At 53.0% G+C, this 14,388-nt stretch carries 13 protein-coding genes; 7 read left to right on the top strand and 6 right to left on the bottom strand.

Features of this window, described 5'->3' with window-relative positions; translation table 11 throughout:
* The first annotated feature begins 2 nt into the window (after positions 1 to 2).
* The 5 genes from GC090_RS13545 (at position 3) to rmf (ending at position 5,850) form a co-directional block, all read left to right on the top strand.
* Complete coding sequence (locus GC090_RS13545; protein WP_324020083.1) at positions 3 to 1,928, top strand: ABC transporter ATP-binding protein; 1,926 nt, start codon at positions 3 to 5, stop codon at positions 1,926 to 1,928.
* Between the two features lie 16 nt (positions 1,929 to 1,944).
* Positions 1,945 to 3,213 (top strand): membrane integrity-associated transporter subunit PqiA, encoded by a 1,269-nt coding sequence (gene pqiA, locus GC090_RS13540; protein WP_324020081.1) that lies wholly within the window; start codon positions 1,945 to 1,947, stop codon positions 3,211 to 3,213.
* Positions 3,200 to 4,843, top strand: a complete 1,644-nt coding sequence (gene pqiB, locus GC090_RS13535; RefSeq protein ID WP_033737613.1) for an intermembrane transport protein PqiB — start codon at positions 3,200 to 3,202, stop codon at positions 4,841 to 4,843. The genes pqiA and pqiB overlap by 14 nt, the downstream gene beginning before the upstream one ends.
* Positions 4,840 to 5,424 (top strand): membrane integrity-associated transporter subunit PqiC, encoded by a 585-nt coding sequence (gene pqiC / locus GC090_RS13530; protein ID WP_033737612.1) that lies wholly within the window; start codon positions 4,840 to 4,842, stop codon positions 5,422 to 5,424. Before pqiB ends, pqiC begins: the two co-directional genes overlap by 4 nt.
* Positions 5,425 to 5,682: 258 nt before the next feature.
* Entirely contained in the window at positions 5,683 to 5,850 is a 168-nt protein-coding gene (gene rmf / locus GC090_RS13525) for a ribosome modulation factor (protein WP_006118662.1), read from the top strand.
* Between the two features lie 69 nt (positions 5,851 to 5,919).
* Here the strand turns inward: rmf and fabA are convergent, their stop codons facing one another.
* Together fabA and GC090_RS13515 are read right to left on the bottom strand one after the other, a co-directional pair.
* Positions 5,920 to 6,438 (bottom strand): bifunctional 3-hydroxydecanoyl-ACP dehydratase/trans-2-decenoyl-ACP isomerase, encoded by a 519-nt coding sequence (gene fabA, locus GC090_RS13520; RefSeq protein ID WP_006118663.1) that lies wholly within the window; start codon positions 6,436 to 6,438, stop codon positions 5,920 to 5,922.
* 68 nt (positions 6,439 to 6,506) lie between these two features.
* Positions 6,507 to 8,333 (bottom strand): AAA family ATPase, encoded by a 1,827-nt coding sequence (locus GC090_RS13515; RefSeq protein WP_324020078.1) that lies wholly within the window; start codon positions 8,331 to 8,333, stop codon positions 6,507 to 6,509.
* A 95-nt stretch (positions 8,334 to 8,428) separates the two neighbouring features.
* Here GC090_RS13515 and matP point away from each other — a divergent pair, with 95 nt between their 5' ends.
* Entirely contained in the window at positions 8,429 to 8,896 is a 468-nt protein-coding gene (gene matP / locus GC090_RS13510; protein WP_146212551.1) for a macrodomain Ter protein MatP, read from the top strand.
* Between the two features lie 82 nt (positions 8,897 to 8,978).
* Here matP and ompA read toward each other — a convergent pair whose 3' ends face one another.
* Both ompA and sulA read right to left on the bottom strand, forming a co-directional pair.
* A complete protein-coding gene (ompA, locus tag GC090_RS13505) occupies positions 8,979 to 10,052 on the bottom strand; it encodes a porin OmpA (RefSeq protein WP_058707592.1) in 1,074 nt (357 codons plus the stop codon).
* A gap of 351 nt (positions 10,053 to 10,403) precedes the next feature.
* The gene (gene sulA, locus GC090_RS13500; RefSeq protein ID WP_033737608.1) at positions 10,404 to 10,895 is read right to left on the bottom strand and encodes an SOS-induced cell division inhibitor SulA; all 492 of its coding nucleotides are present in this window, start codon (positions 10,893 to 10,895) and stop codon (positions 10,404 to 10,406) included.
* Between the two features lie 210 nt (positions 10,896 to 11,105).
* On the opposite strand from sulA, the gene GC090_RS13495 reads away from it, so the two are divergent.
* Complete coding sequence (locus tag GC090_RS13495; protein WP_058707590.1) at positions 11,106 to 11,732, top strand: TfoX/Sxy family DNA transformation protein; 627 nt, start codon at positions 11,106 to 11,108, stop codon at positions 11,730 to 11,732.
* Here the strand turns inward: GC090_RS13495 and yccS are convergent.
* Positions 11,729 to 13,876 (bottom strand): YccS family putative transporter, encoded by a 2,148-nt coding sequence (gene yccS, locus GC090_RS13490; protein WP_006118669.1) that lies wholly within the window; start codon positions 13,874 to 13,876, stop codon positions 11,729 to 11,731. The two genes, GC090_RS13495 and yccS, sit on opposite strands and share 4 nt — an antisense overlap.
* Positions 13,857 to 14,300, bottom strand: coding sequence for a YccF domain-containing protein (locus GC090_RS13485; RefSeq protein WP_054634211.1), 444 nt, complete (start codon positions 14,298 to 14,300; stop codon positions 13,857 to 13,859). The genes yccS and GC090_RS13485 overlap by 20 nt, the downstream gene beginning before the upstream one ends.
* Positions 14,301 to 14,388: the final 88 nt, after the last annotated feature.

The raw sequence follows: 14,388 nt of genomic DNA, 5'->3' as shown, positions 1-14,388 counted from the left end.
ACATGTCATTAATTAGTATCCACGGCGCTTATCTCTCCTTCAGCGATGCGCCGCTGTTAGATAACACCGAGCTGCACATCGAAGAGAATGAGCGCGTGTGTCTGGTTGGTCGTAACGGTGCGGGTAAATCCACATTGATGAAAATCATCAACGGCGAGCAACCGCTGGATGATGGCCGCATCATTTATGAGACCGATCTGGTCGTCGCACGTCTGCAACAGGATCCGCCGCGAAATATTACCGGCTCGGTTTACGACTTTGTGGCAGAAGGCGTACAGGAACAGGCGGAGCATCTGAAAGCCTACCACGCGATTTCCCATCAGGTCATGGAGGATCCGAGCGACAGGAACCTCAATGAGATGGCACGCTTGCAGGGCATTCTGGATCACCACAATCTGTGGCAACTGGAAAGTCGCATCAATGATGTGTTGCAGCAGATTGGCCTGTCGCCGGATACGGAGCTGTCGTCGTTATCGGGCGGCTGGTTACGTAAAGCCGCGCTCGGACGCGCGCTGGTCAGTAATCCACGCGTACTGATGCTGGATGAGCCAACGAACCACCTGGATATTGAAACGATTGACTGGCTGGAAACCTTCCTGAAAAGTTTCAGCGGCAGCATCGTGTTTATCTCTCATGACCGTTCGTTTATTCGCAATATGGCCACCCGTATCGTGGATCTGGATCGTGGCAAACTGGTTTCGTGGCCGGGTAACTACGACGCCTATCTGGAAGGCAAAGAAGAAGCCTTGCGCGTTGAAGAAATGCAAAACGCCGAGTTTGATCGCAAGCTGGCACAGGAAGAAGTGTGGATACGTCAGGGGATTAAGGCGCGCCGTACCCGTAATGAAGGCCGCGTCCGCGCGTTAAAAGCCCTGCGTCGCGAGCGCTCAGAGCGCCGTGAGGTGATGGGTAAAGCCAATATGCAGGTCGGCGAAGCGTCCCGTTCCGGCAAAATTGTCTTTGAGCTGGAGAATGTCGATTACGCGGTAGACGGCAAGCAACTGGTCAACGATTTCTCGGCGCAGGTTCAGCGCGGCGACAAGATTGCCCTGATTGGCCCAAATGGCTGTGGCAAAACCACCTTACTGCGCCTGATGCTGCAACAGCTTAAGGCCGACCATGGCCGCGTGCATTCAGGCACCAAGCTTGAAGTGGCCTATTTCGATCAGCATCGTGCAGAACTCGATCCCGACAAAACGGTGATGGATAACCTCGCCGAAGGGAAGCAGGAAGTGCTGGTGAACGGTAAGCCCCGCCATGTGCTGGGTTATCTGCAGGACTTCCTGTTCCATCCCAAGCGGGCGATGACACCTGTCAGAGCGCTGTCCGGTGGGGAACGTAACCGCCTGCTGCTGGCGCGTTTGTTTCTGCGCCCAAGTAACCTGATGATCCTCGATGAACCGACCAACGACCTTGATGTGGAAACACTGGAACTGTTGGAAGAGCTTATCGACGGCTATCAGGGCACCGTGCTGCTGGTCAGCCACGATCGCCAGTTTGTGGATAACACCGTGACGGAGTGCTGGATCTTTGAAGGCAATGGTGAGATTGGCACCTTCGTCGGGGGTTATCACGATGCCCAACAGCAGCGTGCGGCCTATAAGCAGCAAAAAACGCAGGTGACCGCGAAAGCGAAAGAGGCAAATCGTGCCGCTCAGTCTGCTGAACCGAAAAATGAATCTGCCAAACGCAGCGCGAACAAACTAAGCTATAACCTGACGCGTGAGCTGGAGCAGTTACCGCAAAAACTGGAACAGTTAGAGGCGCGTATCGGCGAACTGCAGGCAAGCATGAGCCACCCGGATTTCTTCAGCCAGCCGCACGATAAAACGCAGCCGGTGCTGGATGAACTGGCTCAGGTGGAAGCGGAGCTGGAAACCGCGTTTGCGCGTTGGGAAGAACTGGAATCAATGAAAAACGGCGGCTAGCGATAAGGGTCAGGGAATGTGTTCTGCAGACAAAACCAGTGCGTGGATGCTTTGTCCACAATGCGACCTGATGGTCAAACTGCCGGATATCCCTGTTGGCAGCCGCGCGTCATGCCCGCGCTGCCACACGTCCCTGACAGTCAACTGGTCAGAGCCACGCAAACGTCCCACCGGCTATGCGCTGGCGGCACTGTTTATGTTAGTCCTGGCCAATCTGTTCCCGTTTATCACCATGAAAGTGGCTGGGCTCTCCAGCCAGATTAGCCTGATGCAAATTCCTGGTGTGATGGTGGCCGATGACTATGCCAGCCTGGCCACCCTGTTTCTGCTGTTTGTTCAGGCGATTCCGGCGTTTTGCATGGTCACGCTGGTTCTGCTGGTGAACCAGGTCAAGATGCCTCTTAGCCTGAAACTGGGGCTGGCGCGTATTCTGTTTCATATGCGGAGCTGGGGCATGGCCGAAATTTTTATGGCCGGTGTGCTGGTAAGTTTTGTGAAGCTCATGGCCTATGGCGAAATCAGCCTTGAAACCAGTTTCTGGCCCTGGTGTCTGTTTTGTCTTTTACAACTGCGGGCGTTTCAGTGCCTGGACCGTCGCTGGCTCTGGCTGCAAATTGAGCCACCGCCGCCTTTGCCGCATGCGCCACAGCCCGGCATTAGCGGACTCAGGCAGGGGCTGCGCTCCTGTCCTTGCTGTACGGCAATCTTGCCCGTGGCGCAGCAGGAATGCCCCCGTTGTGGCGTAGTCGCCCATGCCCGACGTAAGCACAGCCTGCAGTGGACCATGGCACTGCTGATCACCTCCATTATGCTCTACGTGCCGGCCAATCTGCTGCCCATCATGATTACGGAAACCCTGGGCTCCGCGATGCCGTCCAACATCATGGCTGGCGTCATTTTGCTGTGGGGCGATGGCTCTTATCCGGTCGCGCTGGTGATTTTCATCGCCAGTATTATGGTGCCGTCTCTGAAAATGCTGGCGATTGGCTGGCTGTGCTGGGATGCCAGTGGGCGAGGGCAGCGCGACAGCCACAAAATGCACCGGATTTATGAAGTCGTTGAGTTTGTGGGGCGCTGGTCAATGATTGACGTCTTTGTGATTGCCGTGCTCTCTGCGCTGGTGCGCATGGGGCAATTAATGAAAATTTATCCGGCATGGGGAGCGGTGTTGTTTGCGTTGGTGGTGATTCTGACCATGATTGCGGCAATGACGTTTGACCCGCGCTTAACCTGGGATCGTGCTGGTGAGAAAAACATGAAGGAGCCGCATCTTGACGGAAAATAATCACGGTTATGCCAAAGTGGACCAGATTAAGCGCTGGTCACCGGTATGGATCGTCCCTATTGTCACGTTATTAATAGGCGGCTGGATTCTGTTTTATCACTTCAGCCATCAGGGGCCCGAAGTGACCCTGATCACCGAGAGTGCAGAAGGGATCGAAGCGGGCAAAACCACGATTAAAAGTCGCAGCGTGAACGTTGGCGTGGTGGAAAGTGCGGTGCTGACAGACGATCTTCATCATGTGGAAATTAAAGCCCGACTGAATGCCGGTATGGAAAAACTGTTGCACAGCGACAGCGTCTTCTGGGTAGTTAAACCGCAGGTGGGCCGTGAAGGGATCACCGGTCTGGGCACGTTACTTTCCGGGGCCTATATTGAGCTGCAGCCCGGCACCAAAAAAGCGCCTCTGGAGCAGTACACCCTGATGGATTCACCGCCGCTTGCCCCGCCGGATGCCAAAGGTATCCGGATTACGCTCGACAGTAATAAAGCAGGTCAACTGAATCCGGGCGATCCGGTTCTGTTCCGCGGTTTCCGTGTCGGCACCGTTGAAACCAGCACGTTCGACACGGATAAACGCCTGATGACCTATCAGCTGTTTATCGCCGCGCCTTACGATCGCCTGGTGACGACCAATGTGCGCTTCTGGAAAGACAGCGGCATCGCGGTCGATATGTCGGCCTCAGGGATGCGCGTCGAAATGGGATCCCTGACCACGCTGTTTAGCGGCGGAGTGAGTTTTGACGTCCCGGACGGGTGGGATTTAGGCAAAGCGGCGCAGAATCAGGCTGAATATCATTTGTTCGACGATCAACGCAGTATTCAGGATTCGCTGTACACCAATCATATCGACTATCTGATGTTCTTCTCGGATTCGATTCGTGGCTTGCAGGTGGGCGCGCCGGTTGAATTCCGCGGCATTCGTCTGGGTACCGTTGCCGAAGTGCCGTTCATGAATGCGGGCACCGCTCAGGCGTTAAATAATGATTATCGCGTGCCGGTGTTGATTCGTATTGAACCCGATCGCTTTATTAACCGTTTAGGGCAAAACTTCGATCTTGAGCAGCATTTGCAGGATGGTAAGAAACGTGGCCTGCGCGCAACGTTGAAAACGGGCAATTTGCTGTCCGGTGCGCTGTATGTGGATATCGACTTCTATAATAACGCACCGCCGTATACCGGTCCGGATAAAGTCGCGGGATACGAAGTGATTCCAACAGTAAGCGGCGGCCTCAGTCAGATCCAGCAAAAACTGATGGCGGCGCTGGATAAGATTAACAGTTTACCGCTGAACAACATGGTGACGGAAGCCACGGGCACACTGAAAGAGAGCCAGAAGACGCTCAGGGATCTGCAGCGTACTATTGATAACATCAATGTGGTGACCAGCAGTCCGGCGATGAAGACCTTGCCAGAAGAAACGCAGCAGACGCTTCGTGAGCTGAACCGTAGCATGAAAGGGTTACAGCCAGGCTCCCCGGCTTACAGCAAGCTGGTGGGCGATATGCAACGGCTTGATCAGGTGCTGCGTGAACTTCAGCCCGTGTTAAAAACGTTAAATGCGAAAAGTAATGCGTTAGTGTTTGAGGCCAAACCGGGACAGGATCCCCAGCCAAAGAGGGCGAAACAATGAAAAAAGGATTAATGCTTTTTGCCGCTCTCGCACTGAGTGCCTGTAGCAGTACGGTCAATACTACCTATTATCAGCTGCCCTCGGGGGCAGCCTCAATGCAGGTGATAAGCAGCGAGGCGAATGCGCAGCCGACATTATGGGTGCAGCAAATTACGGTCCCCGACTATCTGGCGGGCAATGGGCTGGTCTATCAGACCAGCGACGTAAAATATGTCATTGCCGCTAATAATCTGTGGGCCAGCCCGCTCGATCAGCAATTGCAACAAACGTTGATCACTAATCTGACGAAAGCGTTACCCGGCCGTCTTGTTACCCAGACGCTTATCGGTCAGGAGCACGATACGCTGAGCGTAACGGTGAATGATTTCCAGGGCCGTTATGATGGCAAGGCGGTTATCAGCGGTCAGTGGACACTGGAACATCAGGGGCGCTTCACAAAGCAGGCTTTTAATCTGGTGCTACCGCAGCGGGAAGATGGCTATGATTCGCTGGTTAAAACGCTGGCACAGGGCTGGCAGCAAATCGCACAGCAGATTGCACGCGGTGCAACCACGGCAGAGTCAACCGCAACAGGGCTTTAGTTAACGTGTTGTTTCAGCACATATAATTTTTCTGACGTTTTCCAGGCTTTCTTTATAAATCATACGGATATCGTCACAGTTTCATAGGGTGAAACAGAAAGTATATGTCTGGAGCAGGTCATATTTGTGACACTGGCGTGAATATTGCGCATTGATCTTTTCATACAGAGCGAGTAAAACAGAAGGGTGGCTGAACATTAATTCGCCACCTTTTTCTTTCCACCAGATTCCACAGACCTTACATGAGGGACACGGAGTATGAAGAGACAGAAACGAGACCGCCTTGAGCGCGCCCATTCACGTGGTTATCAAGCTGGCATTACAGGACGCTCTAAAGAGATGTGTCCGTATCAAATGATAGACGCTAAGTCTCACTGGTTGGGAGGTTGGCGACAAGCCATGGAGGACAGGTCGGCTGCGGCTTAGCCGGATGTCACTGAAAAGGGATATAACCTCCGCACTGTGCGGAGGTTTTCGTTTCTGTGGAATGAAACGTCAGAATGCAGCGGTATCTTTGAACAGGCCAACTTTCAGATCGCTGGCTGTATAGATCAAATTCCCGTCAACAAACACTTCACCATCTGCCACGCCCATAACCAGTTTACGGTTAATCACGCGTTTAAAGTGAATGCGGTAGGTGACTTTTTTCGCGTCTGGCAGAACCTGACCGGTGAATTTAACTTCACCCACGCCCAGCGCGCGGCCTTTTCCTTCGCCACCCAGCCAGCCGAGATAGAAGCCAACCAGCTGCCACATCGCATCCAGGCCCAGACAGCCAGGCATCACCGGATCACCAATGAAATGGCAGCCAAAGAACCACAGATCTGGATTGATATCCAGTTCAGCTTCCACGAAGCCTTTATCATATTTCCCGCCGTCCTCGGTCATTTTGACCACGCGGTCCATCATCAGCATATTGCCGGAAGGGAGTGGCGGACCATTTTCGCCGAACAGTTCACCGCGACCAGACAGGATCAGGTCTTCTTTGGTATAGGATTCGCGTTTATCTACCATGTTCTTATTAAGCCTTCTTTTAGTGAATCACGAATATTAGCGAACAGTTGTACACTGAGCAAATGAGATTAACGGTGGTTGAACCAGTTAAGCCATCTCAACGGCCATGCCCGAGGGGTGGGCTCAGGCTGATTCATCTGACTGATGCGCTCCTGAATCGTACGCAGCAGGCATTCGCCTTCGCCGTCTTCCGTGTTCCAGACTTTTCCGGTCAGTAAGGGCAACGCTTCATCAGCCGTATCGATTGCCCAGATATGGAAACGACCGGCTTCGACCGCACTCACAACCTGCTGATTCAGACTCAGGTGGCGCACATTGCAGGCAGGAATAATCACACCTTGCTGACCCGTGAGCTCACGCTGATGGCAGATGTCGAAGAAGCCTTCAATTTTCTCATTCAGGCCACCGACCGGCTGGACATTACCAAACTGATCGACCGAGCCCGTGACCGCAATTTGCTGATTTAGCGGTGTATCGGCAAGGGCACTGATCAGAGCACACAGTTCTGCCAGCGACGCGCTGTCGCCGTCAACTTCCGAATAGGATTGTTCAAACACCAGCGAAGCAGAAAAAGGCAGTTGATGATCTAACTCCAGCTCCGCAATAAGATAGGCCTGCATAATCATCATGCCTTTAGCATGAATATTGCCGCCCAGCTCCGCTTTGCGTTCGACGTCGGTAAATTCTCCGTCGCCAGGATGAACCACGCAGGTGATACGGCAGGGATCGCCCCAGGCCCGCGGGTGACCGGGATATTCCACGACGGAAAGACCGTTGATCTGGCCCACCACTTCGCCTTCCGTTTCGACCAAGATCTGGCGCAGCAAAATCTCATCACGCATGCGTTCATTCAGATAATTTTCGCGCCACAGACGTGCTTCCAGCGCGTCACGCAAGGCTTCAGCGTTTAGTGTTTCACCCATCAACGCGGTCTCACGCAGCTGACGCAGCAGCCAACGTGGACAAAGGGGATAGGTTTCCTGATCGCCACTATAGCGAACGCCTTCTTTGATGAGCTCAGGCCAAAAGTCCTCATCTGGCGCAGCGATATCAGCCTGTGCGGCCAAATCTACTGTCCAGCGGCACCATGCCAGCACATCATCTTCATCCACAATTTGAAGGTTTTCTTCAAATTCAGTGTAAATCGCCATCTCATGCGCTTCGGCATCCAGCTCCTGAAAATCAGCGAGCGTATCGCGTTCGCCACAGAGCACCAGATTTAACTTCAGCGGAAGCGGCGGGACAGAGACAGGCAAAGGGCGGCGCTCATCCTGCGACAGCCATTCGAGGTAGCCTTGCTCAATGCTTCTTTTAAGCCGCAGCCAGAGCAGGGGCTGAGCGAGGAGCGCACGGAGTGAAAGCACCAGCGTTCCGCCATTGGCACGATGGATCAGACCAGGTTCCAGCTGAATACGATCTTTATGTACCCGGACACAGCCAAACAGCTGCTCCTGCTCAATCCAGTCGGCAAAATGCACACCACCCTGGCTGGTAAAAGGACGCTGACTGTCAGTGGGCGGCTGCAACGTGACGTTGTCGGCCAGGATATGATAATCCCCGCCCGCCAGGGACGAAGCGGTGCCCATTACGCGCTGTGCCGCACTGGCGATCAGCGAGAGATAATCGCGGTTTTCCTGGCTGCGAACGAGCAGCAAAGGAAAACCCTGACTCTGATGGTGCAAGTGGGCCAGCGCATTCAGCAATCGGGGCTGCACCGTTGCTAAAGCATCGGTTTCTTCATCAGCAATTCGGGAGAAAACGGATTGATATTGCGCGCTATCCGGCTGTAAGGTTTGCCACGTGAGTTGAGTGCTGGTCAAAATAATCGCATTTGTCTGTTTTGAGAAAAGCGAGATTATACAGGATTCACTGTGCTTAAGCACTGCGGAGTTCAATCAGAAGTTGTGACACTGACAGCATGTTTTTCGTTGCTGCATCCAGTAAAAAAGCTGTTATTCTTAGTTCGTTACGTGATCACGATGAGATTCCGATGAAATACCAGCAGCTCGAAAATCTTGAATGTGGATGGAAGTGGAAATACCTGGTGAAAAAACATCGGGAAGGTGAACTGATCACGCGTCACCTTGAACTCAGCGCGGCACAGGCGGCAGTCGATAAGCTGTTAATGATGGAGAATAATCCCGTCGACGTTAACGACTGGATTAGCCAACACATTCATCCCGAACTGGACAACCGGCTTAAACAAACGATCCGTGCGCGGCGAAAACGGCATTTCAATGCCGAGCATCAGCACACACGAAAAAAATCCATCGATCTGGAATATCTGGTCTGGCAGCGGCTGGCCGGCCTGGCGCAACGGCGCAACTGCACCCTGTCTGAAACGATTGTGCAGCTAATTGAAGATGCCGAACGCAAAGAAAAGTACGCCAGCCAGATGTCGACGCTGAAGCAGGATTTGCAGGCTATACTGGGCAAGTCGGATACTGACAACGGGTAGTTTACGGAGCAATATTCAGGCCTGCTCCGGATTAAAGGACAAAAAAAACCCCGCATGCGCGGGGTTTTTTATCACGTATAACTTAAGCCTGAGGCTGAGTTACCACGTCTTTGATACCTTTAACGTCGATTTCTACACGACGGTCTGGCGCCAGGCAGTCGATCAGGGCTTTACGGCCTTTCACGCTGTCACAGGTGTTGCCAGTCACTGGGTTAGATTCACCCATGCCGCGAGCAGAGATCTTGTTAGCAGGGATACCTTTAGATACCAGGTAATCTACTACAGACTGAGCACGTTTCTCAGACAGTTTCTGGTTGTACTGCTCTGAACCGATGCGATCGGTGAAGCCCAGAACAACGACTGAACCGTCTTTAGGATCCATTGAGCTCAGCTGGCTGTACAGCTGATCCAGAGCCTGCTGACCTTCTGGCTTCAGCGTTGACTTGTTGAAGGTGAACAGAACGTCTGATTTCAGAGTAAAGCGCTTAGTCTGAACAACTGGCGCTGGAGCTGGAGCTGGAGCCGGAGCTGGCGCAGCAACATCATCCTGACCGAAACGGTAAGAAACACCCAGGCTCAGCATGCCGTTGTCTGGACGAGCACCAACGGTCTGTGCGTCACCGATGTTGTTCACCCACTGGTAATCCAGACGGGTTGCCCAGTTTTTGGTCAGAGCATACTCAACACCAACCGCTGCCAGTGGAGAAACACCGGTGTCGTGGTCGCTGATGCGGTTGCCAGTGGCTACGTTCTGCTGAGTTGAGTCAGCGCGCCATACCATACCACCCAGGCGGGTATAAACGTCGAGATCGTCAGCGATTGGGTAGCTCAGTTTAGCAGCCAGTTGGATGCCCTGTGCTTTGAAAGCGCCGTTAGTGACGTTGCCTTTGTTAGGCATACGGCCTAACCAGTCATAACCCAGCTCGAAACCCAGGTATGGGTTAGCCTGGTAACCGGCGAATGCGCCAGCACCCAGTTGGCTTTCGTGAGTTGGGCCGTCGTTATTTTGGTAACCGTTACCGTAGTAACCAGTGTCGTGATACTGAGACCAGCCCAGTTTAGCACCGGTGTACCAGGTGTTATCTTTAGGGGCGGCCTGCGCTACGGTAGCGAAGCCAGCCAGTGCCACTGCAATTGCGATAGCTGTCTTTTTCATTTTGCGCCTCGTTATCATCCAAATAGGCAATGAGCATAAAGGTTGCTCTTGGTTTAATCCTTCGCCGGGTCAAAACGCTCGCTTATGACTCTACCGCAAAAAACGGAGGTTATTGAGCACCCTGGCGAGATAAAGTCTACAACGAGATTGGAAACTTACAAGTGTGATGTGAGGCACTTATGTAAAAAAACAGTGTTTTATACATAAATTCTAACAATTTAGGGTGAACTTCTGTGATGGGGGTAACCCGCAAAATGGGGGCTAAGCCATTGTCATTACTGGCAGGAGCAGAATCAGTGTCTTAGCCCAACGCGAGAGAAAAAATTTCTTGAGATAAATCTCATTTTTTACTTAATGAAACAAATCAGACTGAATTTTTAGCCGACTTTCTGGTCTGACTGGCGTTTTGGGGGACTCACCCGAGCGCAGGATGAGTCCTAACGCTTCACCTTCAGCCGCAGCGAGCTCCAGTTCCCGACGCTCATCTTCATCCAGATCGTAGGGAATCCAGGCTAAAACGACACTGTAATTTCCCGTACGCAGGGCCTTAATCATGGCCTCGACGGCGTTGTAACGTTCAGCGTCGGCGATATGCATACTTTTCTCCAGGGGCAAGCCTGCTTCCTGCATCCAGACCCGACTCAACTTATGCGCAGGTGTTAACCAAAGCTGCCAGCGGGATTGCTGGCTCAGTTGCTGAAGCAACGGTAACAGCAGCATCTGCATCATTCCCGGTTTTTCGCTATAGCGCAATTCAGTAATCCAGCCGCTCTGAGAAGCGGGGTCAGAAGGCGAAGCGTAACGGTGAGTCGGGCATACATTACGGGGATGTTGGGTGCGCATAAATTAATCACTCAGCAGTTGACTGTATGGATATACAGTAATGACATCCTGGATAAAGATCAACCTGAATTTCTGAAAATGCCTCGCAAAATTCGCATAATGTTGACGCCAAAGTGATTTATTCATTGAACCTGCAACTGAATTTTCTTATCTTCTAACCGACTGAATAGTAACGTTTTTAACAGGTTTTTGTTACAAGGAGGTGATGATATGAAGAAAGAACAGCGGGTCGTTTTGCGATCAAAACAACAACTGGCGCCTTTAGGTAATGTCGAATCCCGTACTCAGTTTGGCGGTTACGCCTTAGCTGTTGAGCGCGTCGTGTTTGCCTTGATAAAAGACGATCAGCTTTATCTGCGCGCCAGCGAAGCCCTGCGGGAATATGTGGCTAAACGGCCCTTGGAGCCGCTTATTTTTCGCAAACGCGGTATGCCGGTCAGCCTGAATTATTTCAGGGTCGATGAAAATTTATGGTGTGACCCGGCGCATCTGGTTGCGCTCTCAGCGGCCTCACTACAGACCGCCCGTCGGGAACAGGATGACCGACAAGGCCGGGTGCGTTTAAAAGATCTGCCTAATGTCAGCTTACGGCTGGAAATGATGTTGCATGAGATAGGCATTTGCAGCGTTAAACACCTGCACGAGGTCGGCGCCAGGGCGTGCTGGTTAAAACTAAAACGTTATAACCAGCACCTCGGTTTCAAAACCTTGCTGGCGCTTCAGGGTGCTATTTCGGGCCATCATGAAGCCGCTCTCCCGCCAACGGTTAAAGCGGAGCTGGGTGAATGGTACCAGGCTGCGCTCAAAACAGTGGAAGAGGCGAAGAAAGGGCCTTAGTGAGAACCTAAAGCACGCCGCAGGCGAGCGATTTCCGGCAGCAAGGCAACCAGTAACCCCAGTTGCTGCAGTACCAGCGGCGTAGGCGAATCAGACCCGGCGGTAAACCGGGTAAGGCGTTGTTCCAGTTCCCGACGCATTTCCTCAGCCCGGCTGTCACTGACGATGTCGGTTTGCAGCACATCTTCGACATAGCACACCGTGTCGTCGAGAAGTGCCAGCAGCGCTGGATCAGTGACTTTATCGCGGTGCGCCCCCAGCGCGGAGATATAGCTGAGCAACGAGTGGTTCAGGCAAAGTAGCTGAAAGGCCGATTCCCGCAGCTTAGGGTTGGTACGGGTTTCACTGCTCATATTCGACACGACGGAGGCCAGTTCCGCGTCAGCATTGTGTGCATCGCGGCGGGCAATACGGTAAGCGAGGCGATTATCTTTGCCCTGATGGTATTGTTCCATAATGGCATCCAGATAACGGCAATTGGCATTGAGTGTGCGCGTCGCCACCGCCGGAAGCTGGCGAAAACGCCAGTCTGGCCAGATAAAGGTGACGGCCAGCCAGGCCAGCGCACAGCCCAGTAACGTGTCCACTACCCGGGGCAGGGCCACCTCAAAGCCTTCGCCTAACAAATTAAAACAGAACAACACCAGCAGAGTAATGAACAAGGTTGCATGAGCATACTGCACCTGACGAAACGCAAAGAACATGACGCCCGTGACCACAATCAAGACCAGTTGGCCTTCAATGGAAGGGACCAGCCAGAGCAGGGGCAGTCCAAGCGCAATGCCCGCGAGCGTGCCGCCAATGCGTAGCGCCAGTCGGCGTTGGGTTGCGCTATAGTTAGGCTGGCAAACAAACAGACTGGTCAGCAGGATCCAGTAGCCGCGCTCCAGCCCGGTAATCTGAATAAATCCGTATCCCACACACATCACAATCGACATGCGTACGGCGTGGCGAAACAGGGCAGAGGCCGGACTCAGGTGAAGGCTGAGGCGCAGTTTAATATCACTCCAGCCACTCAGTTCTTCGCGTGACAGCAGGTTGTCGCTGTGCTGCGGATCAACTGCCTGCGCCTGCTCGGTTTCGATTGAGGCCAGTTGTGCATCGATGGCCTGCAGGTTGCGAAGCAGCCAAAGCAGTGCACCGGTATGGGCGGCATCCGGCTCGCTCTGTGCCAGCCGGTGAATCGCATTTTCCAGACGTTCAAAAACACGCTCAAAGCGGCCATCATGTTCCCAGCGTTCGCGTAGCAGAATCGCCCGGGCAAGCTGGCGACAGGCCTGTGCCTGCATATTCAGTAAACGCTGAAAGCGAAACAGGATCTCGTTGTAACGCCAGTCGCCACGCAGAAGATGGTATTGCAGATGCGAAGAGCTGGCGCGTTCATGGATATCCTGAGCCACGAAGTAATAGTGCAGGCTGCGTCGGGTACCGCGTGAGCCTCTGTCACCTCGTAAACGGCTTTGCAAGGTGGTCTTGGTCAGATTGAGCTGTGCAACAAGCTGGCTGTTTACCATCGCGGCTTTAACAAATGCAGCATCATCCTGTTCACCCGCGTCAGGATCAAACAGATTGGCTTTGGCATCCAGATAGTGGGCCAGCTGTGAAAAACTGGCTGCCAGTTGTTCCTGCACCGGACGAACCGGAAACATTAAATGGCCCAGCAGCGTCAGCAGGTTATACCACAGAGCCCCAACCAACAGCAGCATGGGCTGCATATACCATTGTGAGAACAACCCAATGCCCAGCATGGTGTAAACGGCAATCAGTAAGGCGCCAAATGCAATGGTGGCATAGCGCTGTCCCAGCGCGCCTAACAAAATGAATCCCCATGTTGAACCTGCCAGGCCGATAATAAATACCAACGGATGCGGGAACAGCAGCTCTACTGAAACCGAAGCGATGCAAAAACAAAGTAAGGTAATCAGCAGGTTTTTAAGCCGCCCGGCCAGCCTGTCATCCAGATCGGCCAGCGCGGCGGCAACCACGCCGAGGGTTAACGGAATCGTCCACTCAATTTGCTGCAGTATCCAGGGCACAGCCGCACATCCTGATAAGGCAAACAGAATGCGCAGCAGATAACGCCAGGTGCTGTTAAAAAGATACTTTCGCCACCCGGACAGCATACTAATAGCGGCGGCGGGCATTGGCATCACGCGCGGCACGCGCCTCTTCCACAGAGACGACCCGACGTCCTACCGGCCAGAGTGCAATGGCGGCAATCTTGAAATTGGCGAGGCCCACCGGAATACCAATAATGCTGATGCATTGCACGATGCCGACAGAAATGTGCGACAGGCATAACCACCAACCGAAAAAGATAAACCAGAAAATGTTCAGAAACGTGCCGCCGGTGTTCATGATAGGGCTTTTATTCTCCGGGCGCAGAACGTCAACATGGACCGCTTCATTGCCAAACGGCAGAAATGACAGCTTAGTGATCTCCCAGCAGGAGCGCGTTAAGGGCAGGGTAAAGATCAGGACGATACTGATGAGCGTGGCGAATAACCAACTCAGCGTGGTGAAAAATCCACCCAGGACAAAATTAAGAATATTTAAAACAGTACGCATAACAGGCTTTTCCTTTTGCACTCCGCAATCTGTGCCGCCAAGTTTAGCGTGTTTTAAGGCTGGAGCGTCAAGAGTCTGACAGGTAAAC

The organism is Pantoea sp. JZ29 (genome assembly GCF_035190385.1).
Taxonomy (GTDB): domain Bacteria; phylum Pseudomonadota; class Gammaproteobacteria; order Enterobacterales; family Enterobacteriaceae; genus Pantoea; species Pantoea stewartii.
The sequence above is the reverse complement of the archived record's forward strand: the minus strand, read 5'-3'. Positions and strand labels throughout refer to the sequence as shown.

Bases quoted from the DNA above. Each gene is read 5' to 3' on its own strand.
- rmf (WP_006118662.1), top strand. From the start codon at position 5,683: ATGAAGAGACAGAAACGAGACCGCCTTGAGCGCGCCCATTCACGTGGT.
- pqiA (WP_324020081.1), top strand. From the start codon at position 1,945: ATGTGTTCTGCAGACAAAACCAGTGCGTGGATGCTTTGTCCACAATGC.
- ompA (WP_058707592.1), bottom strand. From the start codon at position 10,052: ATGAAAAAGACAGCTATCGCAATTGCAGTGGCACTGGCTGGCTTCGCT.
- sulA (WP_033737608.1), bottom strand. From the start codon at position 10,895: ATGCGCACCCAACATCCCCGTAATGTATGCCCGACTCACCGTTACGCT.
- GC090_RS13495 (WP_058707590.1), top strand. From the start codon at position 11,106: ATGAAGAAAGAACAGCGGGTCGTTTTGCGATCAAAACAACAACTGGCG.
- yccS (WP_006118669.1), bottom strand. From the start codon at position 13,876: ATGCCCGCCGCCGCTATTAGTATGCTGTCCGGGTGGCGAAAGTATCTT.
- matP (WP_146212551.1), top strand. From the start codon at position 8,429: ATGAAATACCAGCAGCTCGAAAATCTTGAATGTGGATGGAAGTGGAAA.
- GC090_RS13485 (WP_054634211.1), bottom strand. From the start codon at position 14,300: ATGCGTACTGTTTTAAATATTCTTAATTTTGTCCTGGGTGGATTTTTC.
- GC090_RS13545 (WP_324020083.1), top strand. From the start codon at position 3: ATGTCATTAATTAGTATCCACGGCGCTTATCTCTCCTTCAGCGATGCG.
- pqiC (WP_033737612.1), top strand. From the start codon at position 4,840: ATGAAAAAAGGATTAATGCTTTTTGCCGCTCTCGCACTGAGTGCCTGT.
- fabA (WP_006118663.1), bottom strand. From the start codon at position 6,438: ATGGTAGATAAACGCGAATCCTATACCAAAGAAGACCTGATCCTGTCT.